The sequence below is a fragment of the Proteiniphilum sp. genome (assembly GCF_040307845.1).
GTDB lineage: Bacteria > Bacteroidota > Bacteroidia > Bacteroidales > Dysgonomonadaceae > Proteiniphilum.
On record NZ_JAWRIS010000046.1, the window covers coordinates 1 to 22,659 of the forward strand.

The window sequence follows — 22,659 nt, forward strand, 5'->3', positions numbered from 1 at the left end:
AATCGGCTGACCGACTAAATGTTTATTACTATCTTTACCCATGGTTGTACTTTGTTCTGTTCAAAACAAAATTACAACTTTGGGGCGAAACCGAAAGGAAGTAACCCCTTTTCTTAAAATTTTATCCGGTCAGTAGTGAAATTTATTGATAAAGTAGGAGAAAGCATTAAATTGTGGATATCTGAAGTGTGTAATTAGGTTTGAATATATGGGACTGATAATAAATTTTGAGGAGTTTATCGGGGTGCTCGACTAATTTATTTGCCTGATCAGCAATTAATTTATTATATTTACATTTTGCAACAGGAATGAAAGTTTATTAGGCGAACCTCCCCTACACGGATGCGTGAACGGCAGCATGAGGATCAGAATAAAAAATGGAATAATTCAGCCAACCACAAATAAAAAAACTACTACAAAGGTAAAAAATGCAATCATTATATTCAAATAACCAACTATAAAGTTGCAAAAATATAAAAATGACATTATCTTTGCCAAACAATAGTAAAACGGAAAGTGAGATAAAATCTTTTCTTCGCGATTTTAAGCAAAAGATGAAGATTTGGGATGTGATGTTCCGTGATGAAAGAGGAAAAAACTTTGAAACGCTGTCGGAGTTGGAAATCCGCCCTATTGATCGAAAGAAAGTATTGGAGGACTTAGACGTAGCCGATTATAGTGAAGGTCCTTTCGAAGATACATTGTATAAAGGAGCGGATATGTGGGTGTTTGGCAAAACGATAAAAAACCGGGAGGTTTATATCAAAATTAGCTTGGGAGAAGCCAGAAGCAACGTAATATGTATTTCGTTTCATCTGGCAGAATATAAAATGACTTATCCATTCAAGAAATAAAACCAAAAGGATATGAAAAGCCCGATAACAGGAAAAGAGATGCCACTGTGTCGTGAGAAGCGTAGAGCAGAGTTCAGGAAAGAAAGTTTTGAGATTGTGTTTCATTTTTATAAATGTGAGGATAGCGGCGAGCAGTTCACTACCACAGAATTGGATGAATTAAACTTGGCGCAGCTTCATAATCAGTATAGATATAGCAACAATATTCCATTTACCGATGAAATCGCAAAAGTGCGCAACAAATATCAGGTGTCGGCATCCTCAATGTCGGAAATATTGGGTTTAGGGGTCAACACATATCGCAATTACGAAGTGGGGGAGATTCCCAGCAAAGCAAACGCTAAGTTGATAAGCCTTGCCGATAACCCGAACTATTTTAAAGAATTGGTGAAATCGTGCACTACATTGAAAGAAAATGACAGGAAGAAAATATTGAAACGTGCAGATACTCTGATAAATAAAAACGAAGAGCAATTTCCTACAACTGCCGTTCTCGACTATATTTTTGGATCTGACAACAAAGGAAAACTGACAGGCTTTAAAAAGCCAAATGCAGAAAAGCTTGCGCAGATGGTGCTGTTTTTTGCTGAAAGGATGAAACCCTATAAGACAAAAATGAACAAGCTGCTGTTTTATGCCGACTTTCTGAATTTCCGCAACAGTGCGTTCTCCATTAGCGGTATGCAGTATATAGCCATCGATCACGGGCCTGTACCCGACAATTTTCAAAGTATTTTCGAATATCTATCAAACGAGGGATATATAAAAAGAGAAATCCAACACTTTCCGTCGGGCAAGGAAGGTACAATTTTTGCAACTTCAGACAAACACAAGTTCGATGCCTCACTCTTTACCGATGCAGAGATGGAGATACTAAACGGAGTGGCAAATAAATTTAAAGACATCTCCGCAAGCGATATAAAGGAGATAAGCCATTTGGAGCAAGGCTGGATAAAAAATGAAAACAACAAGTCTGCTATCAACTATGAATATGCGTTTGATATGGATGGGCAGGCCATTCATCGATGAACATGAAATACGTCTCGGGAGGCATCATCGATTGGGCGTAAGCATGATGTACTGCTTAGTACAATGAGTGACAGAAGTCAGTTATGAAAAGAGGATGTTTCCACAACGTGAAACACCCTCTAAAAATTAGCCAACTTTGATCCATCGAGTGCCATGACATTTCGGGCATGGGGGGAGGGTATCATCGTGATCGTCAAGTCTGATAGCCTGCCCACACTTGGTGCATTGGTACAAACCCTTTCCGGGTTTCTCTCCTGTGTCGTGCATTGTTTCAAATTTTAAATTAATAAATTAGTTCACTAATCTCTACTTGCGCTTTTTCACAGGTCCCACCTTGACTTTCTCGGTCACGGTAGTATTAGGCCTGCGTTCGGCTTGTTCGGACGGAACAAAATGACCCGTCCTTGCGTCTCTTACGCGTGTTGAAGTCTTACTCATATTCACCCAGTTTTTAATTTATATAACAATACTATTCCCAACTTAAACGGACAGGGAATTTATCCGTTGTCTTATTTTCTATATGTGAAACCGTGACATCAAGACATAAAGAACAAGACATAAAGAATATGTCACGAATTAGCATATATACTATTGAAGAATGAAATGGAAGTAAAATCCGATTTAAAAACATTGAATGAAATTGATCTTGCGGATCTTTTTCTTCGCATGTCGCTAAAGGAAGAAAACAGACAAGATGCAGAACAAGCCTTCTCTCTACTTTATGAAAGATATAAAGACTTTATATATACAGTAGTGAAGAAAGCCTGCTTGCCCTGGAAGATGTACGGCGAGGACTTAATCCTATCTGTACATCAAAATACCTTCCTGACGGTTTACCAGAAAGCTGATCAATTCTTATTGATTGACGAGGTCGTAGCAGACAAGAAAGAGTACAGATTGAAAGCATGGCTTGCCGCTATCGCCAAGAACGAGATGTATCAATTACTCCGGGAATTCAAAGAATACAAAGAAAAAATGGTCCGTGTTGATGACTTGTCTTTCACCATATTTTCATTGGAGCCTGAAGTTACAGAAGAACCTTCAGCAAATTTACTCTTAGTGGAAAAAGCGCTCAATACTCTAAACGAAAGAGATAAACATATCCTGATTACTTACCTTATGTACGAAGATGGCAACAGAAAATTACCCAGAGAGGAAATACAAAAGCTGGCCGATATGTGGAATGTGCACCCGGACAACATGCGACAAATCAAGAAACGTTCTTTGGATAAAATAAAAAAATATATGGGATCATATAATCATCTATCAAAATGACCGATAAAAATTTGAAATTAAACAGTGATTTTGAAGATTCTTTGAAAAAGTCATTGAAATCTCTCGGCTATATGTTCCCTACTTGCGATGAGGAGATTATCGCCTTTGAAAAAAATAACAGGATTGAAGGTACTCCCCCCGACTACCCTGACGCCAGAGAGTTGTTACAGGCAGGAAAACGATTCCCGAGAGAGAAGGGGACTATTGTGGACTTAAGTGGCACTGTTGGAAATCTGGGGCGGGCCGCACGTAAGGGCACCACTATTCCTGATGAAATTGCGAAAAAGATGAGGGCTGACAGAGACAGGGCGGAAAATGACGAAGAACAAATTTGATTTACCGAATTACAGAAAAAATGAGCTTTCTGATTTAGCTGAATTTATCGCGGATGAATATTTTTACGACAGCTTAATTTGCCCATATAAATTATTGAAGATATATGGCATAACCTATTCGTTCGCAGACTATGGTAACGCATTTGATGGGCTGTTGGAGTACCGCGCCGGTAAATTCCATGTCTATCTGAACAGCCATAGCGTTAAACACAAATATGTGCCCCGGGTCAGATTCACTCTGGCACATGAACTGGGGCACTATGTCATTGATGAACATCGAAACGCTCTAAAAAAAAGGTTGGTAAGTCCACATCCCTCCTTTACGAATTTCGCTTCCGACAATGAAGCGGAACTCGAAGCTGATTTCTTTGCCTCGAGCCTCTTACTTCCCAAAGCGAGATTACTAAATGACATTTACAAACGAAAATTCTCTTTCAACCTGATAGAAGAAATTGCGGCCAAATACCAAACAAGCATAGCCGCCACCCTGATCAAATTTGCATCAATAGGGAATCATCCGATCATGATTATATGCACAATAAACAGACAAATCAAATGGTTTAAATACAGTGAGGATTTTCCTTTTAAATATATCAATTATACGGGAGCCTTTTTGGTTCCACACAACACGGCCGCTGGTGAATATTTTTATGAAAACGGCATAAAAAGTACAGAAGACGAAATTGTGTTTGCCCAAGATTGGTTCAGAATCGGCGATCGTAATGATTACGGGCGGAAATTCTATGAACATTGTATCTATTCTGACAAAAACGATTTTGTCCTGAGTGTCATCTGGGAGGATTGATGTTCAAACTAATCATCGGATATATTGAGCAAAGAGGGATTGAGTCGATATTTGAATTGGGACAAACCCCAATAACGGTATTATTCAAAATTTGGAAGGAGTCGCCCCAGTTCACTACCATAGAATTGGATGAATTGAACTTGGCGCAGTTTCATAATCAGTATAGATATAGCAACAATATTCCATTTAAAAGGGGTGGAGTTGTTCGGGAAGATTCTTAGGGGGGGAGATTTGATATATAAAACATAAATAGGAATTAAATTTTTCCTTGACAATATAATGGGAAATAACAGCACGAATGCGACAAAGATTATAATCGAAGACTCACCTATTAATAATCTTTCTGAGGATTTACTGGGTAGAGAGCGTATCGTTAAGAGTATTTCGGAAACGATAAAGTACAAGAGTGAAACAGTTCACCCTTGCTACACAATCGGCATATACGGGAAATGGGGTGAAGGGAAAACCTCTGTCCTTAACATGGTTAAAGGGGAACTTGAAAAGGAGGAGAACATCAATGTCGTTGAGTTTAACCCCTGGTTGTTTAAAGATCAGGAATCGTTCTTGTTGGATTTTTTTAAGGCGTTCGAAAGGGGAAATAGTAAAGAGGTAGTTGAAAAGATAAAACAATATGGTCCTTTGGTGTCGTTGGGGATATCAGGATTGCTCAATATCGCCATGCCGGGATTGGGGAATATAGTAGGAAAATCATTAAAAAAAATTACCAATGCTGTTTCTAAAATTGACATCGATATCCGACAACTGAAAAAAGAATTGAATGAAAGTATCCGACTGTCCGGAAAACATCTTCTTATATTGATTGACGATGTGGACCGGCTCGATAAGGAGGAGTTGCATGCTTTATTCAAACTGATTCGCCAGAATGCCGATTTTGTGAATACCACTTACCTTATCGCGATGGATGTGGATATGGTGGCAAAGTCGATCGGACAACGTTTTGAAAGTGGGGACGAACAATCGGGAAGGCATTTCCTAGAAAAGATCATCCAGGTTCCGATTTATCTCCCTAAAATACAAAGGATGTATCTACAAAGGTTCTGCGAATCTCATCTATTCTTCTCACTTGAAACGTTATTATCGCAAGGTGGTAGGACTACCACCTCTATCGAAACTGTAAAGGAGACGTTTTACAATTATCTGTTTCCTCTTTTCTCCACAGTGAGGGAGATCATCCTATATGCAAATGCCCTCTCCTTTACTCTTCCATCCATCTATAGAGAAGTCAACCTCTCCGATTTGTTTTTGCTGGAAGCACTAAAATTATTCCAACTGGATGCTTATGAACAAATAAAAAATAATAAACATCTGATAACCGGAACAATTAGTAAAATAAGTTCTAATTATTTATTAGATTTCCCTGAAAAAAGACAAGCGAGAAAAGACACTTTTTTAGAGAGTATTCGAAAGAAGATAAATTCTCGACAATTTATTTTTATAGACAAGATAATCAATGAAATCTTATACCCTTTTTCCCTTGAAACTTATGATCAGGTAAAACTTGGCAATGAAAAAAGATTATGCTCTGACTTTTATTTCGACAAATATTTCCTATACGCCGTTCCGAATGACATATTAAGTGATGTGGAATACGATGAACTGATCGAAACAATATCTGTAAAGGATGAAAACGATTTGACTAACATTTTCGATAGTTACCATAAACGATATGGATATAAGCAGTTACAAAGAATCATTTCCCAAATGCTTTATATGCGATATTCCTACAATATTGACAACGATTGTATCGGAAAGATATGTATGGCCTTATCCCGTTTGTCAATAAATAAAGAGAGAAAAGAATACATTGACTTCCGTCTGGGAGTCTATCCGGAATTCACTATTTGCGATATAATTGACAGATACATTATTGATATGGATAATATGGGAACGACGTATGAAAGAGTTATCCCCAATCGTGATAAACAATTGGATATCTTCTCTAAAATTCTATCAACAGAAAAATTAGAGCCTTTCCATCTGTTTTTTGCAACCCATTTTTGTGATAAGAGTAGTACTTATTATGCCATCTCTAATAAAACGGACAAGATTGTACACGGACTAATCATCAGGTATATTGAGAAAAGAGGAATTAAGCAAATATTTGAATTGGGTCAAACCCCCATAACGGTATTATTCAAAATTTGGAGAGGAGTCGCCCCTGAAGAATATCACCAAAAAATTGACACTTATCTCACGGAAGAAGATTTTAACATAGTGTCATTTGTCAGGAGAATGATTACTCGAGCAGAACCGGAGTCTTATGATAAATTCTGTAAACTTTTTGATAAAAATACTGTTTTCAATAGGATTAAAGACGTTGATGCCAATAGCATTCCTGATTACTATAACTCGGTGGGATTTTTTATTGAAAGGTATAATAGTAAAGAAGATGCATCGAAGTAGTAAACAAATAGGCTACGAATGAACTAACCGGCTTTTTCGCTAAAAAACTCATTCGGGAAAAATAATGAATATCTCATTGGGAATAAGTCCATATATCATCATCAGAAAACATTCAGATTTACCGTAACTTATTATTATCTTTGCAAGACACGTCATATATAGAAAAATGGAAGAGGGAAGTAGTGCATATTACATATCAAGCTACACATTTAGAGGAAGATGATGTAAATTTTTTATATGATGTCTGTGATAAGTGGATATTTGAAAAAAGAACCGATATTCCCGAACACTATGATCGCTACTTGATAATTGACAATAAAAAATGACCCAACAGGAGCTGAATAAAATCTTATCTCAAGGAGAAAATATTCGTACTGAGTTCAAGGAAGCACAGAACGGCGTTCCGGATTCATTCTATGACACCGTAGCGTCTTTTCTCAACCGAGAAGGCGGTGTTATCTTGTTGGGAGTAGCTGATGATGGGACGGTATTGGGGCTTGGAGGACAGAATTTAATGAATCTCAAGCAGGATATTGTTACCGCATTGAACAATCCAGATGTATTGAACCCTCCTTTTCCCTTGGCTGTAAACGAAGTAACACATCTCCAGGGATCGTTATTATATATTCGTGTACCGGTGAGTTCTTTTGTTCATAAGCACGCTATGGTTGTGTATGACCGGGAAAATGACAGCGATTTCCGAATTACCGATGAAGCACGTATTGCAGAACTTTATGCCCGGAAACGCAATGTATTTACGGAAAACCAGGTTTTTCCATATCTGAAAATAACAGATTTCGATACGGCTTTGTTTGACAAAGTTCGCTCCCGTTTGGCATTGGTCAATGCTAACCATCCTTGGTTGGAAGCAACAAATGAACGGATTTTAAGAGATGCTCGATTTCTCAGAAAAGATTTTACCACAGGTGTTGAAGGATTGACACTTGCCGCTGCATTGATATTTGGGACAGATGAAGTGATTGGCAATATACTCCCCGCATATCGGATAGATATTTTAGTTAGAAGAGAGAATATGAATCGTTGGGATGACCGTTTATTGCTAAAAACCAATTTAATTGATTCGTACCTGCAAGCGTTAGCTTTTATCAAAGAGAAATGGGCAGAGAAATTCTATCAGGACAGAAATGGAGAACGGAAAGATTTACGGGAACTCATCTTTCGGGAATTGGTGGGTAATCTCATCATCCATAGGGAATATAACAGTGCCAAACCTACGGAAGTTGTTATCTATAAAGACCGTGTAGAGGCTACCAATCCTAACCGGGTGCGCTTCAGAGGCCCGCTTGATTTGGAAACATTTGATGCCGAACCTAAAAATCCAAATATCCGTGCGTTTTTCAATGTACTCACTTGGGCTGACGAAATCGGTTCGGGTGTAAAGAATATGAATAAATTTGTAAATGCTTATACGGGAGGAGCCCATCCTTTCTTTATTGAAGATGAACCGTTTTTGAGTGTTATTCCAATGGTTATCTTTGAGGTTGGAGATTTATACCGTTTATATCTTTCGCTCAGTCAATTGACAGAAGAAGAGCTCGGTAAAGAAAGAAGTGACATATTACGTTCTTTACCTCTTGATTTAAGTCTGAAAAAATTAACTAATCAGGATGAACTTATTTTAAAATTAGTGGGGAGTTGGCAAGAAAAAAGTGAGGAGTTGGAAAATATTAGATTATTGATAAACAGTAATATAGCATTAGATGAATTAAAAAAAGTGGGGAGTTGGAAAGAAAAAAGTGGGGAGTTACTAAAAAAGAGAGGAAAGGTTTTGTTGGGTACACTACTCCTGACTCTTCTACCTGTTTCTTTGGAAGAACTGGCTTCTATTTTAGGCTATCGGAGCAAAGAGCGATACCGAGATGATTATGTGAAACCATTAAAGGATAACGGTTTAATAGGATACACATTGGAACAAGCGAATGATCCGAACCAGCAATATAGAATTACCCAACGGGGAATTAATTTTTTGATGGGAAGCGCGATTTAAAAAATTGAATACTAAAAAGAATGAGTGAGAGGAAAGAATACAACATATATTTATGAAACAAATTATACAATCCTTTAAGACGGGAGAAACGATATTGGAAGAAGTACCTGTACCACAGGTAAAACGGGGCTGTTTGCTGATTCAAACGACAAAAAGTTTGGTGTCATTAGGTACAGAGCGGATGCTGGTAGAATTCGGGAAATCGAATTATCTGCAGAAAGCAAAACAGCAGCCTGATAAGGTGAAACAGGTATTGGACAAGGTGAAAACCGATGGCTTGATGCCTACGGTACATTCCGTATTTAACAAGTTGAATGAACCAATTCCACTGGGTTACTGTAACGTGGGTAAAGTGGTTGCTGTAGGTGAAGGTGTGAGCGGATTTGAAGTGGGCGACCGGGTGGCATCGAACGGACCTCATGCTGAGTTCGTTTGTGTTCCTAAAAACTTGGTTGCACATATCCCCGACAATGTAAGCGATGAGGAGGCTGCCTTTACAGTAGTCGGTTCCATCGGCCTGCAGGGAATCCGTTTGCTAAATCCCACATTGGGGGAAACTGTGGTGGTGATCGGGTTGGGACTGATTGGCTTGCTTACCGCCCAACTATTGAAAGCGAACGGGTGCCGGGTGATCGGTACCGATCTGGATGAAGAAAAATTAGCCCTTGCCAGAAAATGGGGTGTCATCGCCTATAATTCAGGAAAAGGGGATGTGGTGAAGTTCGTAGAGGAACAAACCGGGAATGTGGGAGCGGACGGTGTGATCATCACGGCTTCTGCCCATACCGATGCCATCATCTCACAGGCCGCCCGAATGAGCCGTAAGCGGGGAAAGATTGTATTGGTGGGGGTTATAGGTTTGAATATCAGTCGTGCCGAATTTTATGAGAAAGAGCTTACTTTCCAGGTATCTTGTTCTTATGGTGCCGGAAGATATGATGATAATTATGAAAATAAGGGAATAGACTATCCTTTGCCTTACGTGAGATGGACGGAAAACCGTAATTTTGAGACTGTCCTTCAGACAATTGCTTCCGGCAATCTTTCGGTGAAAGAGATGATTACAGAGGAGGTAGATTTGGTGGATTATGGTAGTATCTACGATGATATCGGCACGCATCGATCGATCGCGTCAATCATCAATTATCCGGAAAACAATGATCCGGCTGTATTGAAGAGTAGGGTGTTGTTGCAGCATCATAATTTCTCCGGCTCCAAAGGTGTAGTCGGAGTTATTGGTGCAGGAAATTTCACAAAAATGACCATGCTCCCGGCACTGAAAGACAGTGGTGTACATTTTAAATATATTGCCAGCCAGGGTGGTTTGTCGGGAACGTTGATGGCCAAGAAGTATGGATTTGCCAATTCAACAACCAGTTATAAGGATATCTTGACTGATGATGAAGTGGATTTGGTGATGATTACCACACGGCACAATCTGCATGCCGGTATGGTGGAGGAATCATTGAAGGCAGGCAAGAATGTGTTTGTGGAAAAACCTCTCGCATTGAATGAAGAGGAACTCCGGCAAATTATAGAAGTGTACGAAAAATCAGGGAAAACCTTGACGGTTGGGTTTAACCGTAGGTTCTCCCCGCATATACAAAAGATCAAGTCATTGGTAGGGGATAGTCAAATGAACGTGATTGCCACCATGAATGCAGGGTATATTCCCCCTAACGTGTGGGTGCAGGATATGAAAACCGGTGGTGGAAGAATAATAGGGGAGGCTTGTCACTATATCGACTTGATAGCATTCCTCACCGGTAGCAAGATGAAAGCGGTATGTATGAACGCCATGGGAGTAAACCCGGAAGAGAACACGGACAACGCCAGCATCCTGCTGAAAATGGAGAATGGATCCACAGGGGTAATCAACTATTTCTCAAACGGCTCTAAGGCTTACTCGAAAGAAAGAGTAGAAGTCTTTTCACAAGAACGCACCTTTATCATGGATAATTTCCGGAAGACAGAAGCTTTTGGAGTAAAAGGCTTTTCAAAATTGAAAACAGCCATGGACAAGGGGCATAAAACCCAATTCCATCGTCTTATTCAAACAGTGCAGCAAGGTGGCGAGGCGCTTATCCCGTTTGATAGCATCGTCAACACCACCCGGGCCAGCTTCGCAGCCATACAAAGCTCGAAAGAGAACCGATGGATGGAGGTGAAATAAATATGAGTTACCTGGACTAAGCACCTAAGAGATATTAAAATAGTGGGTAAATGATTGTTGAATCGAATAAAACATGTAATTTAGCGAAAAAAAGATGCTACAATCTCTTCATATACAAAATTACAGGAATCTGAAGGATTTCCGGATGAAGTCACTTGATCAGGTGAATTTGATAACCGGCAGAAACAATACGGGTAAATCTACCCTGTTGGAAGCCATACGGATCTATGCCTCCAAGGGAAATTTACTGGATCTGGAACAGATAGTTGAAAACCATGGTGAATTACTACAGCAACGGGACAGGACAAAAAATACGGAGAATGACAATTTAAAAACCTTATCATCGATATTCACAAATCGCACCATTGGTTTTAATGCGGAAAATTCCATCCTCATCGGAGAACTAGCGGAAGACATTTTCGGTAGTTCAACAATGCCGGATGGATCGGTAATCATCCAATTTGTCAGGTACATTGACGAAACGCAAAAAGATGCTTCCTCCAATTTATTGAGAAGAAGAGTCCTGATCGGAGAAAACAACATTGAAGCAGATAGAGATTTTAAGATTGGATTTAAGGTTACAGTAAAAGATGCCAATTCAGAATATCTGTATCCTCTTGATAATTTCAACTTCAGGAGATACTCATATGGAGAAAAACCGATATCTGATTCTTATCAATTCATCAAAACAGGTAATATTGACCATGAGATCAATGGAAAACTGTTTGACGACATAGCTCTTACCGACAAGGAAAAGTATGTTATTGAAGCCCTTAAAATTATTGAACCGGAAACAGAAAGGGTCGCTTTCATAGAAAAGGACGCAAGAGGGCGAAGAGATGCTATCATCAAATTAAAAGGAAGTAAAGATGTATATCCGTTAAAAAGTATGGGAGACGGTATCAACCGGATATTGACCATAATATTGTCCTTAGTCAACTGTGAAAACGGGTTCCTAATGATTGACGAATTTGAAAACGGGTTGCATTACAGCGTCCAGGAACAACTCTGGAAGATTATTTTCAAGTTGTCGAAAGAGCTGGATATACAGGTATTCGCCACTACCCATAGTGAAGATTGTATTAAGGGTTTTCAACGCACGATAAACGATTCTCAAAATAGTGTTTCGGGGAAATTGATACGAATGGACAGTATTGATGGCATCATTAAACTGACCCAGTTCTCGCCAGATGAATTAAAAATTGCAGATGAACAAGATATTGAAGTGAGGTGATGGAATCAAAAAAAGATATGAATCAAATACTTCTCGTTGAAGGAAAGGATGACCAACATGTTATCTGGGCACTCTGTGAAAAACATCAAATGGTTGAAAATTTTGAAGTAATTGATTGTAATGGAATAGACAAACTTATCGAACAGACTCCCATACGCTTTAAAATTTCCGGAATACGAACGGTTGGAATTATTATTGATGCGGACGATCAATTAGATCAAAGATGGGAAAAGGTCAAGGGGGTATTACAAAGTAGTGGGTTTTCCATTCCCGGAAGTTTGCCCGAAGACGGTTTGATTGTGTCAAATGATACACATAAAGCAGGTGTGTGGATAATGCCTGACAATAAAATAAATGGAATACTGGAAGATTTTATCTCTTTTCTGATACCGGAAGAAGACCAACTCCTGCCTATGGTTAACTCCACGTTAGAGGATATAGAATCGAACCGATTGAATCGGTACAATATGCACCACCACGCTAAAGCGGAAATCCATACTTGGCTCGCTTGGCAGAAAGATCCTGGTACTCCAATGGGCGCAAGTATCACTAAACGATACTTAACAACGGAACAGGAAACATGTATGAAACTAATTGATTGGATGAAGAATTTGTTTTCATAAAAACTTCTTTATATCCGATCCGGTGCCATATCTTCTATTCTACTGATTAGATTATAAACTTAAAATCAATCGAATATAATTAAAACAATTATGGTATAGATTTTCTTGTGAAAAATTAGGGAATTATGATTCGTAGCATTCGATTTATAGCTGTGCTTGGATATCAATAATGCCATATTGTTATCAAAAATCTCATAAAAATGATTGAAAGAATAGAAGATAAAGGATATTGGTATTTACCGGAGAAACCAGATGAAACTATTGCCGGGATCCTGACTTATACTCCTAATGAAAGTATAAGCCTTGAATTGATCGGTTCATTTGGAAATGAGAAAAATTCATTTGAAGCATTGTTCAATAATAAAAAGGAAAAAGTAATCTATGGAATTACTGCTGACGCAAAAAAGATAACTCTCATAAATTGTCATTCTTCGGGAAGTAGAAATTTTAGCTGCCCTTTTTCCATTATCAAGTATAATTGCCAATACTTGATTAGAGGTAAACATATTCTGAGTTTAAAAGAACCGTCATTTTTTAAAGCTGACGTTTCATTTCCCCTCTTAACGTATTGGTGTTATCCGGAAGCACTGCGGAATGTTAGTTATTTCAATAAAGAAGAGAAATTCTCCACAATTACAATTTCATTTGATGCTTATGATGAGGCGAAGAATACAATTAATGTTATTCAAATTGACAATAATACAGAGTTGTATCTAACAAAGGGGATAAACTATAGTGGGTCTGATTTTTTTCTAACACCCAAGCTTGAGCAATATACTTCGCTTGAGATTCATAAACAGGATGACTCTTCTATTGAAGATTACCTTTCGATTATTTTTCCGTATGAACAATTTTTATCATTGGCTACTCTGGAAGTTGCACAATGCTCTAAAATACGGTTATACGACAGGAATCAATTTCAACAACTGAAGAATGGAGAGAAAATATACCATAAAATAGAACTGATTTACGTTCAGCATGAACCAAACAGTGTTCCTCGTAAAATTAAACCGCATAATTTCCTGTTTGATTATCATACAATTGAAGAACAATATCCTTATATCATCCGTAAATGGTGTACAGAGAGCGAAGATATCGCTCCTATACGAACCCATTTAATTGAGAGCATTAAAAACAAAACTTTTTTTTCCAGTATTGATTTTCTAATTGTGATACAAGCCTTAGAAGGTTTTTGTACCCGATTTAGAAAAGAAGACGCACTCTCCAACATGCTTAATAGTGTCATATTGGAATTTTCAGGTATCGATAAAATTAAAATTGACAATATTTGCATTCAAGAGGTGATAGATTCCAGAAACTATTATTCCCATTTTATGGAGAGAGTTAAAAAGAAACATATTCTTGATGGCGTAGAGTTATACGTATTGACTCATAAGTTGAGAAAACTGCTGATATGTTGTTTGTTACAATTCATTGGTTTTGATAATTCTCAAATTAATGTAATCCTTAATAATAGCAATAGTAGCCTTCTGGCTAGCTCTAAGATATTTGAAGAATCGGAATAAAAAAATATCTTTGTGAATGGGCTGATTTATTGAATGAGCATCTCATAATAGATTTAGGATATGGAAAAATTTACGGACAGAATAACCATTGAAAACTTCAAATCCATCCGTAGGATTGAGTTAGAGGACTGCCGGTGGATTAATTTATTGATCGGCAAACCCAATGTGGGGAAAAGTAATGCCCTGGAAGCTTTCAGCTCCTTTTGCCTCCTTCCTGTGCGCTCTAAACGCTTATACCGAAAAAATTATTTGATATGGATGAAGAATCTTTGCGTAAACTTCTAAATGCCGGATCAGAAATAGTGGGAAATGTTACTGGCGCAATAATAGGAAGTGCTATTGCTGGCCCGACAGGGCTGTTATTAGGAGCATCACTTCCCACGATCTTTTCTATGACTTTCAATAGAATTAGTGATGATGTTTTAAATAGAACAATCAGTAAAAGGGAAGAACAAAAAATTGGTGCTGGTTACATATTCGCCATTGACCGTATTGAAAAAAACATTAAAGCTGGCAAAATTATCAGGGAGGATGGTTTTATAGGGAATGATAATATTTTATCTGATTCCAACGTCATCTTAGAAGGAGTAACCACAAAACTACAAAAAGAGTGGGAATTGAAAAAATTACAATTCTATGGAAATTTTTTAGGGAATATTTCTTTTACGGATGAGGTGGATTTTAATTATGCCACTGTACTTTTAAAGATAGCCGAAAATCTTTCATACCGGCAGTTGTGTCTTATCAAAGTATTCAAGAAGAAGGGTACCCCTCAAATTGATTTAGCTCCCATTGAAAATGAATATGCAAGAGGCTTATCCACTAAAACATTCAACTATTCTTTATATTCTGATTTGGCAGAGATGGATCGACTATCGGTTTTTCAACGTAGAGGTCCGATCAAGCTCGGTGCCACAATCGGGAATTGTATATTATCTGATATCGGCATCAAGTTATATCAATTAATGAATCTTGAAGAAATAGAAAAAAATGATTATAATGAGACAGTATATGAACTACAAAGTATGTTGCCTGGCAGATTGTAATATGGAACCGCAAGGTTGAATCTTCAAAAATTAACAGAAGAAACTCGGTAAAGAAAGAAGTGACACATTATTCTCTTTATCTCTTGATTTAAGTCTGAAAAAATTAACTAATCAGGATGAACTTATTTTAAAATTAATGGAGAGTTGGCAAGAAAAAAGGGTGGAGTTAGAAAATATTAAATTCGTGATAAACAGCGGTATAATATTAGACGAATTAAAAAAAAGGGTGGAGTTAGGAAGATAAAAGGGTGGAGTTCCTAAAAAAACGAGGAAAGGTGTTGTTGGGTACATTACTACCAATATAAAATTACCCAACGGGGAATTAATTTTTTGATGGGTAGTAAAATTTAAAGAATTAGGATTAAAAATCCCTGAATGGACATTTCAAAACGGCTATACTAAACTTACTTTGTATGGCACAAAAGAAGAAATAAAAGTAAAAGGCAACTCTCAAATAATTTTGTAAATTTGTATCCTTACATTTTAAGAGTATTCATCGATGAAGCATTTGATCATAAGAAATATAGGGCCTATCACAGATGTAGATATTGAATTAAAACGTATCAACTTGCTGATAGGACTACAAAGTTCAGGGAAAAGTACAGTCAACAAGATAGCCTGTTATTGCTCTTGGGTGGAAAAAGAGATATCTACAGCCCAATCACCTGCCTATTTTGAAAAAAAAGGTGTTTTTGAAAATCGCCTTGTGGTATTCCACAAGCTGGAAAAGTTTATTCACCCTGACGCGTACATTGAATATGAAACGGATGTGGTACGTTTTTCCTTTTCCAAGCCGTCGGAGATATTCCGATTTGAATGGAAAGATCGATGGAGATATATCCGACCGAAAACGATTTATATCCCTTCGGAAAGAAATATTGTAGCCACCATTCCGAATTGGTTTGATGTGAAATTAGAAGAGAACAATATCCGGAGTTTTATGTCGGATTGGGAGGAAGCACGTTCTTATTATGCGGGCACACCTATCGGGATTTTGAATTTGGGCGTGAACTATTCTTTTGAAAAGACAAACCGTCACGACACGATCCGGTTGAAGAACCAACAAACGATTGATTTCACGAATGCTTCAAGCGGATTGCAATCCATAGTGCCGCTATTAGTTATTTTACGATATGTAACGAAAGGGGTATATAATGAGAAAAAGAAAGAGAGTGTTTCCCTGGAAACTATCCACAATAAACTCATCAGGGAAATTTACAATGAAATGAAGCGCCGATTCAATGAGAGAGGTAATTCTACCGGTCAATTAAACGAGAATGCGCTAAGTGTAGCCAAAGGAAATCAGATATATACGTTCTATGACAAGAAGGATGTTGACTATTTTAATCAACTAACATCCAATTTCATGTTTCCCCAATACTCCAATATTTTTTTGGAAGAACCGGAATTAAATCTTTATCCTACCACTCAACGGGAGTTAATGAATTATCTGGCAAAACTGACAAATGATAAACGGCGCCATAATGTATTTATCACGACCCATAGTCCTTACTTGCTTACGTCATTAAATAATCTGCTGTATGCTGCAAAGGTGGGTATGGCCCAAAAAGATGCGGTGAAGAAAATCGTTCCTTTGAGATATTGGATCAAATTTGAAGATGTGGGTGCATGGTTTGTAAAAAACGGAAAGCTTTCTTCTATTTTGGACAAAGATCTCCAACAAATAAAGGCTGAGAAAATTGATGAGGTGTCTCGTCAGTTGGACAGGGATTATGATAAATTGATGAATCTGGAATATGAAGCTGACTGAGAAATATACCGACCCTGCTTATATCGTATTTTGGGATAACCGCCGCTTGATCGCTTTAAGTGACAACAAAGGTGGAAAATCCTCTTATTCTGGAGAAAACGCAAATCGGAATCAATTGGCTTGCTATCAGATTGATGCCGGTATAATGAGGAATATGCCTGAAAAGCAATGTGATTACGGGCTATATAATATGAATTCGGATACGGTACGTTTCATCGAGTTGAAGGGTTCGGACTGTAGCCAGGCGATTAAGCAAATAAAGAATTCCATTACCCATATACTGGATCAATCCATTTCAGGTGTGACGAAAATATACGGGCGTATCATTCTTTCGAAAAGGCGGGTACCTCAAATTAAATCGACAGAAGAACAACGATTGGAGAAATTTTTAAAAGGTAAAGGAGGGAACCTTCTAATACAAACACGCCAAATGAGAGAGTATATTGATTAACAAAACCGGAGGTATAAATTAGCGCAAACTTTACCTTGGGATAAGATAGAGAAGATCTACAATCAATCCCTTAGAGATGCACCCCTTTCTTGAGATCGATTATGTTATGAATGAAAATAGGAAGAATCGGTTGAGGCTGTATTTTGAAACCCTGTGCCATCTTAAACCAATTCAGGTGGGATACCAGATATATTATCGTTTATGCAGGAAACGTGGAAAGTTTTCTGTACCTGAAACTATTCCGGCAGCCCGATCCGTGATGATGAATCGGTGTATCCCGACTTTTTCTTCCTATTCCGGAAATAATACATTTGAGTTCTTGAACCGGGCAAAGACTTTTAAAGAGATAGATTGGAATTTCAGTGATTTCGGGAAACTTTGGGTCTACAACCTGAATTATTTCGAGTTCCTGAATCAGGAAAATATTACAAAAGAAGAGGGCTTACGGTTGATAAATGACTTCGTCTCTAAAAGCCCTACTCATGTAGATGGTTATGATCCGTATCCTATTTCCTTGCGGATTATCAATTGGGTGAAGTTCTTGTCAAGATATGAAATCCACGATGAAACAATAAACCGGCAATTATATTCGGATTGCATAAGGCTCACTAAAAACTTGGAATATCACCTTTTGGCAAATCATCTTTTAGAGAATGGCTTCGGATTATTGTTCGGCGCTTATTATTTCAGAGATGATACATTGTACGGGAAAGCCGCAAAAATTATACGGAAAGAACTGAAAGAGCAAATTCTAAAGGATGGGGTACATTATGAATTGTCGCCGATGTACCACCAGATTATATTATCCAGGGTGTTGGATAGCTATAATTTGGTTGTTTCGAATGCTTGGGAGGTTGAAGTTAGCCTTTGGTCAATATTAGATGAAACGGCGCAGAAAATGCTTTCATGGTTGGAGAACATGACATTTGACTCGGGCGTGATTCCCATGGTAAATGATGCATCACCCGGAATCGCCCCGGAAACGAAACAACTGCTTGAATATGCACGGCCGTTGAATATCAGAAAGGAGAAAATACCTTTACGCGAATCGGGATACAGGATGTTTAAAAACGACCGGTTTGAGTTGCTTTGTGACGTGGGACAAATATCGCCCTCTTATCAACCCGGCCATTCTCATGCGGATAATCTGAACTTTATCCTGCATATTGAAGGTATTCCCTGTATCGTTGATACGGGTGTTTCCACCTACGAGAAAAACGAAAGGCGTCAAAAAGAACGGTCCTCGGAAGCGCATAATGTGTTAGTGGTCAATAATGAAAATTCTTCACAGGTTTGGAGTGGTTTTCGTGTGGGGAGAAGGGCCAGAACAACCATTCTACAGGAAAACATAACGGGGGTAACAGCCCGACACGATGGTTATCGTCATTCAGGTATCTTATTGCAGCGTGGTTTCGGGATGACCGATACGCAAGTTATAATAACCGACAGGATAGAAGGAAGCTATACTGATAATGATGTGAGGGGATATATCCATTTTCATCCGGATGTGGCTTGCGTGCGGGAAGGTGACGCATGGCTCATCAATGGACAATATATTGTAGAGTTTACCCCGGCTGTAAAAACAAATATTGAAAGCTATCAATTTGCAGAGGGGTTTAATAAGTTGAGAGAAGCCAAAAGGCTTGTCTATCACGTGATGGAAGAAACAACTTCGATTCGTATCTATCGCGCAAATAATGCTACTTAGATGAAAATTTTATTTTTGACTGATAATTTTCCTCCGGAAGTCAATGCGCCGGCCACCCGCACCTACGAACATTGCAGGGAATGGGTGAAATCGGGTGCGGAGGTGACAGTAATTACATGCTTCCCCAATTTTCCTCAAGGGAAAGTATATGACGGCTATAAGAATAAACGGAAAAGTACGGAGTATATTGATGGTATAAAGGTAATCAGAGTCTGGACGTATATCACGAAAAACGAAGGTTTTATTTTACGTACGCTCGATTATATCTCTTTCTCGATAACGTCCTTTTTCGCGGCCATTTCCGAAGGATTTGATGTTATTATCGCTACATCACCGCAGTTCTTTACGGCACTTGCCGGGCGTACGCTCTCATTCTGGAAACGGAAACCTTGGATTATGGAGGTGCGTGACTTATGGCCGGAATCCATCAAGACAGTGGGTGCGATGAAAGATAATGTGTTTATCCGTTATTTTGAAAAAGAGGAAAAATGGTGTTATAGAAGTGCCACACGAATTGTGACTGTCACCGATAAATTCAAGACCATCATCAAAGAAAAAGGCATTACGGAAGACAAGATAGAGGTAGTGAAGAACGGGGCCAATCTTAGTCTGTATCAACCCAGGGAAAAAGAACAAAGCTTGGTCAAGGAACTACACCTTGAAAATAAAATAGTATTAGGATACATCGGGACCCATGGAATGGCACACAATCTCGGGTTTATACTCGATTGTGCGAAGCAGATGATGGACTCCCACCCTTCATTGCATTTTCTTTTCATCGGGGACGGAGCTGAAAAAGCCAAATTGCTCCAAAAAGTGAAGACGGAGAATATCCGGAATGTTACCATGCTGGATTCAATTCCAAAGGATGAAGTATCAGATCATTTAAGCATACTCGACGCAGCCATCATCAACTTAAAGAAAAGTGATCTATTCACGACCGTCATTCCATCGAAAATATTTGAAACATCCGCCATGGAAATCCCCATTTTGCTTGGTGTGGACGGGGAAGCACGCTCAATCGTTGATCAGTATGATGCCGGCCTGTTTTACGAGCCGGAAAATGAAGCCGATTTTATCCGGAAAGTAGACCACCTCTTCTCAAACCCGGATCAAATAGAAAAATATAAAGCCGGTTGCCAACAATTAGCCCATGATTTCAATCGCAAAAAACTGGCCGCCAAAATGTTGGGTATTATAAATGATATCACATAATTATTTCTTAGTCGAGAGTATCTATCATTCACTAAATAAGTTAGACCATGGCAACAATAGGACTTACACATGCTGATATTCAGAGAGCTATCAAAATTAGAAAAACCGTTTATGAGTATTTTAAAACTTCAAACGTCTCCAAAGTTCAGGCTAAAGAACTTATGAGTCTGTTTATTAGTAAAGGTATATTTACACATGATAAGAAAGACGGACTACCGATCAGGAATTTTTTGCGCTTTCTCGACGAAAATCAACAACTCAGCTTAATACCACAGGTTCTTGCTGAACGAAAGGATAAGTATACATATTGGTACTTTATTAAATCTGACGACAAATGTCAATAAAATTGGATTAAAAGATACACCAGATTATCAACATCCTATTAATAGATTTTGTTATGCTGATCAACGAACAACTATTAGATGAAGTAACTGCCAAGGCGAAAAGAAGCGAACGCCTGCGGATGAATTTCAACCTGCATGACAGTCTGGAAGCCAAAGCGCAACGGCTACTAAACGCCCTGGAGCCGGGCACAATCCTCCCAATTCACCGGCACCGGAATACAGCTGAAACATATATTGTTCTCCGCGGAAGCATGAAGGTGTTGTTCTATAACGACCAGAAAGAACTGACCGGCGAATCCATCATCGACCCCAAACAAAAGGAATACGGCATCCATCTCCCCGCCGGGCAGTGGCACACACTGGAAGTACTGGAGCCGGGCACCGTGCTCTTCGAAGTGAAAGACGGTCCCTACATTTCGTTCAACAAAGAGGATATACTGGAATAATAAGCTTCCTGTTCTTGGCCATAGTTATTATGATATGTCTGGCTTTTGGATAGAGTTCAAAAAAGATATTTATAATGAAGAATACCTAAAGTCCATCGGATTAAATAGCCGCTAAATAAAAGGAATAATATATATGAAAGAAAAAGGTAGAATATCCAATAATGAATACCAACACTTGAATAGCTGTTCTCGTAATACTGCGAGCAATGATTTATCGAAAATGGTAAAGAAACATCTTATTATACCAAGCGGTCAGAAAGGTGCTGGGGCATTTTATACATTAAATGGGATTGCACAAATTGCACAAATTTCTTATCATTAGTATGACGGGGAGAGACGAGCTTTCCGATTTTGTTCATTTCAGCATAGGTTGCGTAAAATAATTGTGAGAGATCAGTAAAAATATAAATCGGAAGTATCCCACAGACTGTGTCTCACACTAATATAAAATATCAGAAGATTGAATGTGTGGATGCTGAAGATTTTTCCAACGCTCTGGGATGTGGGATCAAGACAATCTCCCGGAATCTGGCGATATATAAAAAAACTTTTTTATTTTATACATTTGGAATTATGATGTTTTTCATGTAGATTTGTAGAGTTCACAGTAGTAATAAGCAAATGGTTAAAGATATGGATACCGTTAGTAAAGAGAAGAAACGCATGCACGTTATAAAACGTAGGAATGCAGGATGGGCGGTAATCACAAAAGGAGCCGCTCGGGCCTCCAAAATTTATTAAAAAAGGCGGATTATCCACCCGTTTGGCCCTTGAACGATGGGACTCGGGAAGTACGATTGAATAAAATAAGAGAGTTAATAGAATTATCTCAATATAGTATCCATGATTTAAGCCGATTGAAAGCTAAACAGGGCAGATGAATATTCCAGAATGAATATGCCTTTTGAATTAGGACTGGATTATAGTTGTAGGCATCACCTTCTTCAATGAGAATGGGTTGGTGCCTCCTTTTGTTTTTATAAGGTGTATATAAGGTGGATATAAGGAGTGATGTAGCGCTATTCCCGAGAAGGTGCGGACTTGATGCCGGGAGTTCTTTTTTATTGTCATGGGGTGATAGGTCAACATGGGCAACTGAATACAAAATAATTAATTTAAAAAGAAAATCCATTGCAAAAACAGTATGTTTGATTTATTTGTTCCGATAAATTCTCGGAACGAGAAACCATCAAGAAACGTTATTTTTCCGATAATGGTCTGCTCAACCTTTTTCTGGCAGATCCTAATTCGTATAATTACCCCCAAATCTTGGACAACAAGTATCATTAATAAATTGTATTATTTTTGTTGTCATGAAGAAAAGGAAAACTTACAGTTCCGGGTTTAAAACCAAAGTTGTTTTAGAGGTGCTACAAGAGCGAGAAACAGTCC

22 protein-coding genes are annotated in these 22,659 nt (G+C 38.4%); 20 read left to right on the forward strand and 2 right to left on the reverse strand.

Annotated elements, in window-relative coordinates:
- Window positions 1–554: 554 nt before the first annotated feature.
- Together ABV001_RS11635 and ABV001_RS11640 are read left to right on the forward strand one after the other, a co-directional pair.
- Complete coding sequence (locus ABV001_RS11635) at window positions 555–854, forward strand: toxin (RefSeq protein WP_352422962.1); 300 nt, start codon at window positions 555–557, stop codon at window positions 852–854.
- 12 nt (window positions 855–866) lie between these two features.
- Complete coding sequence (locus tag ABV001_RS11640; RefSeq protein ID WP_352422963.1) at window positions 867–1,883, forward strand: type II TA system antitoxin MqsA family protein; 1,017 nt, start codon at window positions 867–869, stop codon at window positions 1,881–1,883.
- Window positions 1,884–2,009: 126 nt separating this feature from the next.
- Here ABV001_RS11640 and ABV001_RS11645 read toward each other — a convergent pair whose 3' ends face one another.
- A complete protein-coding gene (locus ABV001_RS11645; protein WP_352422964.1) occupies window positions 2,010–2,150 on the reverse strand; it encodes a zinc ribbon-containing protein in 141 nt (46 codons plus the stop codon).
- A gap of 39 nt (window positions 2,151–2,189) precedes the next feature.
- Window positions 2,190–2,321, reverse strand: a complete 132-nt coding sequence (locus tag ABV001_RS11650) for a hypothetical protein (RefSeq protein WP_352422965.1) — start codon at window positions 2,319–2,321, stop codon at window positions 2,190–2,192.
- A 165-nt stretch (window positions 2,322–2,486) separates the two neighbouring features.
- On the opposite strand from ABV001_RS11650, the gene ABV001_RS11655 reads away from it, so the two are divergent.
- The 18 genes from ABV001_RS11655 to ABV001_RS11740 all read left to right on the forward strand — a co-directional run bounded on the left by ABV001_RS11655 (window position 2,487) and on the right by ABV001_RS11740 (window position 21,589).
- The gene (locus ABV001_RS11655; protein ID WP_352422966.1) at window positions 2,487–3,158 is read left to right on the forward strand and encodes a sigma-70 family RNA polymerase sigma factor; all 672 of its coding nucleotides are present in this window, start codon (window positions 2,487–2,489) and stop codon (window positions 3,156–3,158) included.
- Window positions 3,155–3,493: a hypothetical protein gene (locus ABV001_RS11660; RefSeq protein WP_352422967.1), complete on the forward strand. Its 339-nt coding sequence runs from the start codon at window positions 3,155–3,157 to the stop codon at window positions 3,491–3,493. Before ABV001_RS11655 ends, ABV001_RS11660 begins: the two co-directional genes overlap by 4 nt.
- Window positions 3,474–4,298 (forward strand): ImmA/IrrE family metallo-endopeptidase, encoded by an 825-nt coding sequence (locus ABV001_RS11665; protein ID WP_352422968.1) that lies wholly within the window; start codon window positions 3,474–3,476, stop codon window positions 4,296–4,298. The genes ABV001_RS11660 and ABV001_RS11665 overlap by 20 nt, the downstream gene beginning before the upstream one ends.
- A 279-nt stretch (window positions 4,299–4,577) precedes the next feature.
- Window positions 4,578–6,722: a KAP family P-loop NTPase fold protein gene (locus ABV001_RS11670; protein WP_352422969.1), complete on the forward strand. Its 2,145-nt coding sequence runs from the start codon at window positions 4,578–4,580 to the stop codon at window positions 6,720–6,722.
- Window positions 6,723–7,044: 322 nt separating this feature from the next.
- Complete coding sequence (locus tag ABV001_RS11675; RefSeq protein ID WP_352422970.1) at window positions 7,045–8,730, forward strand: RNA/DNA-binding domain-containing protein; 1,686 nt, start codon at window positions 7,045–7,047, stop codon at window positions 8,728–8,730.
- Window positions 8,731–8,782: 52 nt separating this feature from the next.
- Window positions 8,783–10,903 (forward strand): bi-domain-containing oxidoreductase, encoded by a 2,121-nt coding sequence (locus ABV001_RS11680; RefSeq protein WP_352422971.1) that lies wholly within the window; start codon window positions 8,783–8,785, stop codon window positions 10,901–10,903.
- 94 nt (window positions 10,904–10,997) lie between these two features.
- On the forward strand, window positions 10,998–12,137 hold the full coding sequence (locus ABV001_RS11685; RefSeq protein WP_352422972.1) for an AAA family ATPase: 1,140 nt from the start codon (window positions 10,998–11,000) through the stop codon (window positions 12,135–12,137).
- Entirely contained in the window at window positions 12,137–12,760 is a 624-nt protein-coding gene (locus tag ABV001_RS11690; RefSeq protein WP_352422973.1) for a DUF3226 domain-containing protein, read from the forward strand. The genes ABV001_RS11685 and ABV001_RS11690 overlap by 1 nt, the downstream gene beginning before the upstream one ends.
- A gap of 200 nt (window positions 12,761–12,960) precedes the next feature.
- On the forward strand, window positions 12,961–14,286 hold the full coding sequence (locus ABV001_RS11695) for an ApeA N-terminal domain 1-containing protein (protein WP_352422974.1): 1,326 nt from the start codon (window positions 12,961–12,963) through the stop codon (window positions 14,284–14,286).
- A gap of 60 nt (window positions 14,287–14,346) precedes the next feature.
- Window positions 14,347–14,571: an AAA family ATPase gene (locus ABV001_RS11700; RefSeq protein ID WP_352422975.1), complete on the forward strand. Its 225-nt coding sequence runs from the start codon at window positions 14,347–14,349 to the stop codon at window positions 14,569–14,571.
- The gene (locus ABV001_RS11705; RefSeq protein WP_352422976.1) at window positions 14,541–15,332 is read left to right on the forward strand and encodes a hypothetical protein; all 792 of its coding nucleotides are present in this window, start codon (window positions 14,541–14,543) and stop codon (window positions 15,330–15,332) included. Before ABV001_RS11700 ends, ABV001_RS11705 begins: the two co-directional genes overlap by 31 nt.
- A 499-nt stretch (window positions 15,333–15,831) precedes the next feature.
- Window positions 15,832–17,103 (forward strand): AAA family ATPase, encoded by a 1,272-nt coding sequence (locus ABV001_RS11710; RefSeq protein WP_352422977.1) that lies wholly within the window; start codon window positions 15,832–15,834, stop codon window positions 17,101–17,103.
- The gene (locus ABV001_RS11715; RefSeq protein ID WP_352422978.1) at window positions 17,090–17,554 is read left to right on the forward strand and encodes a hypothetical protein; all 465 of its coding nucleotides are present in this window, start codon (window positions 17,090–17,092) and stop codon (window positions 17,552–17,554) included. Before ABV001_RS11710 ends, ABV001_RS11715 begins: the two co-directional genes overlap by 14 nt.
- A gap of 76 nt (window positions 17,555–17,630) precedes the next feature.
- Window positions 17,631–19,262, forward strand: coding sequence for a heparinase II/III domain-containing protein (locus ABV001_RS11720; protein ID WP_352422979.1), 1,632 nt, complete (start codon window positions 17,631–17,633; stop codon window positions 19,260–19,262).
- Window positions 19,263–20,477, forward strand: coding sequence for a glycosyltransferase family 4 protein (locus tag ABV001_RS11725; RefSeq protein ID WP_352422980.1), 1,215 nt, complete (start codon window positions 19,263–19,265; stop codon window positions 20,475–20,477).
- A 47-nt stretch (window positions 20,478–20,524) separates the two neighbouring features.
- Entirely contained in the window at window positions 20,525–20,821 is a 297-nt protein-coding gene (locus tag ABV001_RS11730; protein WP_352422981.1) for a hypothetical protein, read from the forward strand.
- Between the two features lie 53 nt (window positions 20,822–20,874).
- The gene (locus tag ABV001_RS11735; RefSeq protein WP_352422982.1) at window positions 20,875–21,267 is read left to right on the forward strand and encodes a WbuC family cupin fold metalloprotein; all 393 of its coding nucleotides are present in this window, start codon (window positions 20,875–20,877) and stop codon (window positions 21,265–21,267) included.
- 133 nt (window positions 21,268–21,400) lie between these two features.
- Window positions 21,401–21,589 (forward strand): hypothetical protein, encoded by a 189-nt coding sequence (locus ABV001_RS11740; RefSeq protein ID WP_352422983.1) that lies wholly within the window; start codon window positions 21,401–21,403, stop codon window positions 21,587–21,589.
- Window positions 21,590–22,659 lie beyond the last annotated feature (1,070 nt).

Excerpts from the sequence above, each read along its gene's own strand:
- ABV001_RS11650 (WP_352422965.1), bottom strand. The coding sequence starts at position 2,321 with ATGAGTAAGACTTCAACACGCGTAAGAGACGCAAGGACGGGTCATTTT.
- ABV001_RS11725 (WP_352422980.1), top strand. The coding sequence starts at position 19,263 with ATGAAAATTTTATTTTTGACTGATAATTTTCCTCCGGAAGTCAATGCG.
- ABV001_RS11635 (WP_352422962.1), top strand. The coding sequence starts at position 555 with ATGAAGATTTGGGATGTGATGTTCCGTGATGAAAGAGGAAAAAACTTT.
- ABV001_RS11715 (WP_352422978.1), top strand. The coding sequence starts at position 17,090 with ATGAAGCTGACTGAGAAATATACCGACCCTGCTTATATCGTATTTTGG.
- ABV001_RS11735 (WP_352422982.1), top strand. The coding sequence starts at position 20,875 with ATGCTGATCAACGAACAACTATTAGATGAAGTAACTGCCAAGGCGAAA.
- ABV001_RS11700 (WP_352422975.1), top strand. The coding sequence starts at position 14,347 with ATGGAAAAATTTACGGACAGAATAACCATTGAAAACTTCAAATCCATC.
- ABV001_RS11695 (WP_352422974.1), top strand. The coding sequence starts at position 12,961 with ATGATTGAAAGAATAGAAGATAAAGGATATTGGTATTTACCGGAGAAA.
- ABV001_RS11705 (WP_352422976.1), top strand. The coding sequence starts at position 14,541 with ATGGATGAAGAATCTTTGCGTAAACTTCTAAATGCCGGATCAGAAATA.
- ABV001_RS11685 (WP_352422972.1), top strand. The coding sequence starts at position 10,998 with ATGCTACAATCTCTTCATATACAAAATTACAGGAATCTGAAGGATTTC.
- ABV001_RS11665 (WP_352422968.1), top strand. The coding sequence starts at position 3,474 with ATGACGAAGAACAAATTTGATTTACCGAATTACAGAAAAAATGAGCTT.
- ABV001_RS11670 (WP_352422969.1), top strand. The coding sequence starts at position 4,578 with ATGGGAAATAACAGCACGAATGCGACAAAGATTATAATCGAAGACTCA.
- ABV001_RS11655 (WP_352422966.1), top strand. The coding sequence starts at position 2,487 with ATGGAAGTAAAATCCGATTTAAAAACATTGAATGAAATTGATCTTGCG.
- ABV001_RS11675 (WP_352422970.1), top strand. The coding sequence starts at position 7,045 with ATGACCCAACAGGAGCTGAATAAAATCTTATCTCAAGGAGAAAATATT.
- ABV001_RS11720 (WP_352422979.1), top strand. The coding sequence starts at position 17,631 with ATGCACCCCTTTCTTGAGATCGATTATGTTATGAATGAAAATAGGAAG.
- ABV001_RS11660 (WP_352422967.1), top strand. The coding sequence starts at position 3,155 with ATGACCGATAAAAATTTGAAATTAAACAGTGATTTTGAAGATTCTTTG.
- ABV001_RS11640 (WP_352422963.1), top strand. The coding sequence starts at position 867 with ATGAAAAGCCCGATAACAGGAAAAGAGATGCCACTGTGTCGTGAGAAG.
- ABV001_RS11730 (WP_352422981.1), top strand. The coding sequence starts at position 20,525 with ATGGCAACAATAGGACTTACACATGCTGATATTCAGAGAGCTATCAAA.
- ABV001_RS11680 (WP_352422971.1), top strand. The coding sequence starts at position 8,783 with ATGAAACAAATTATACAATCCTTTAAGACGGGAGAAACGATATTGGAA.
- ABV001_RS11740 (WP_352422983.1), top strand. The coding sequence starts at position 21,401 with ATGAAAGAAAAAGGTAGAATATCCAATAATGAATACCAACACTTGAAT.
- ABV001_RS11710 (WP_352422977.1), top strand. The coding sequence starts at position 15,832 with ATGAAGCATTTGATCATAAGAAATATAGGGCCTATCACAGATGTAGAT.
- ABV001_RS11645 (WP_352422964.1), bottom strand. The coding sequence starts at position 2,150 with ATGCACGACACAGGAGAGAAACCCGGAAAGGGTTTGTACCAATGCACC.
- ABV001_RS11690 (WP_352422973.1), top strand. The coding sequence starts at position 12,137 with ATGGAATCAAAAAAAGATATGAATCAAATACTTCTCGTTGAAGGAAAG.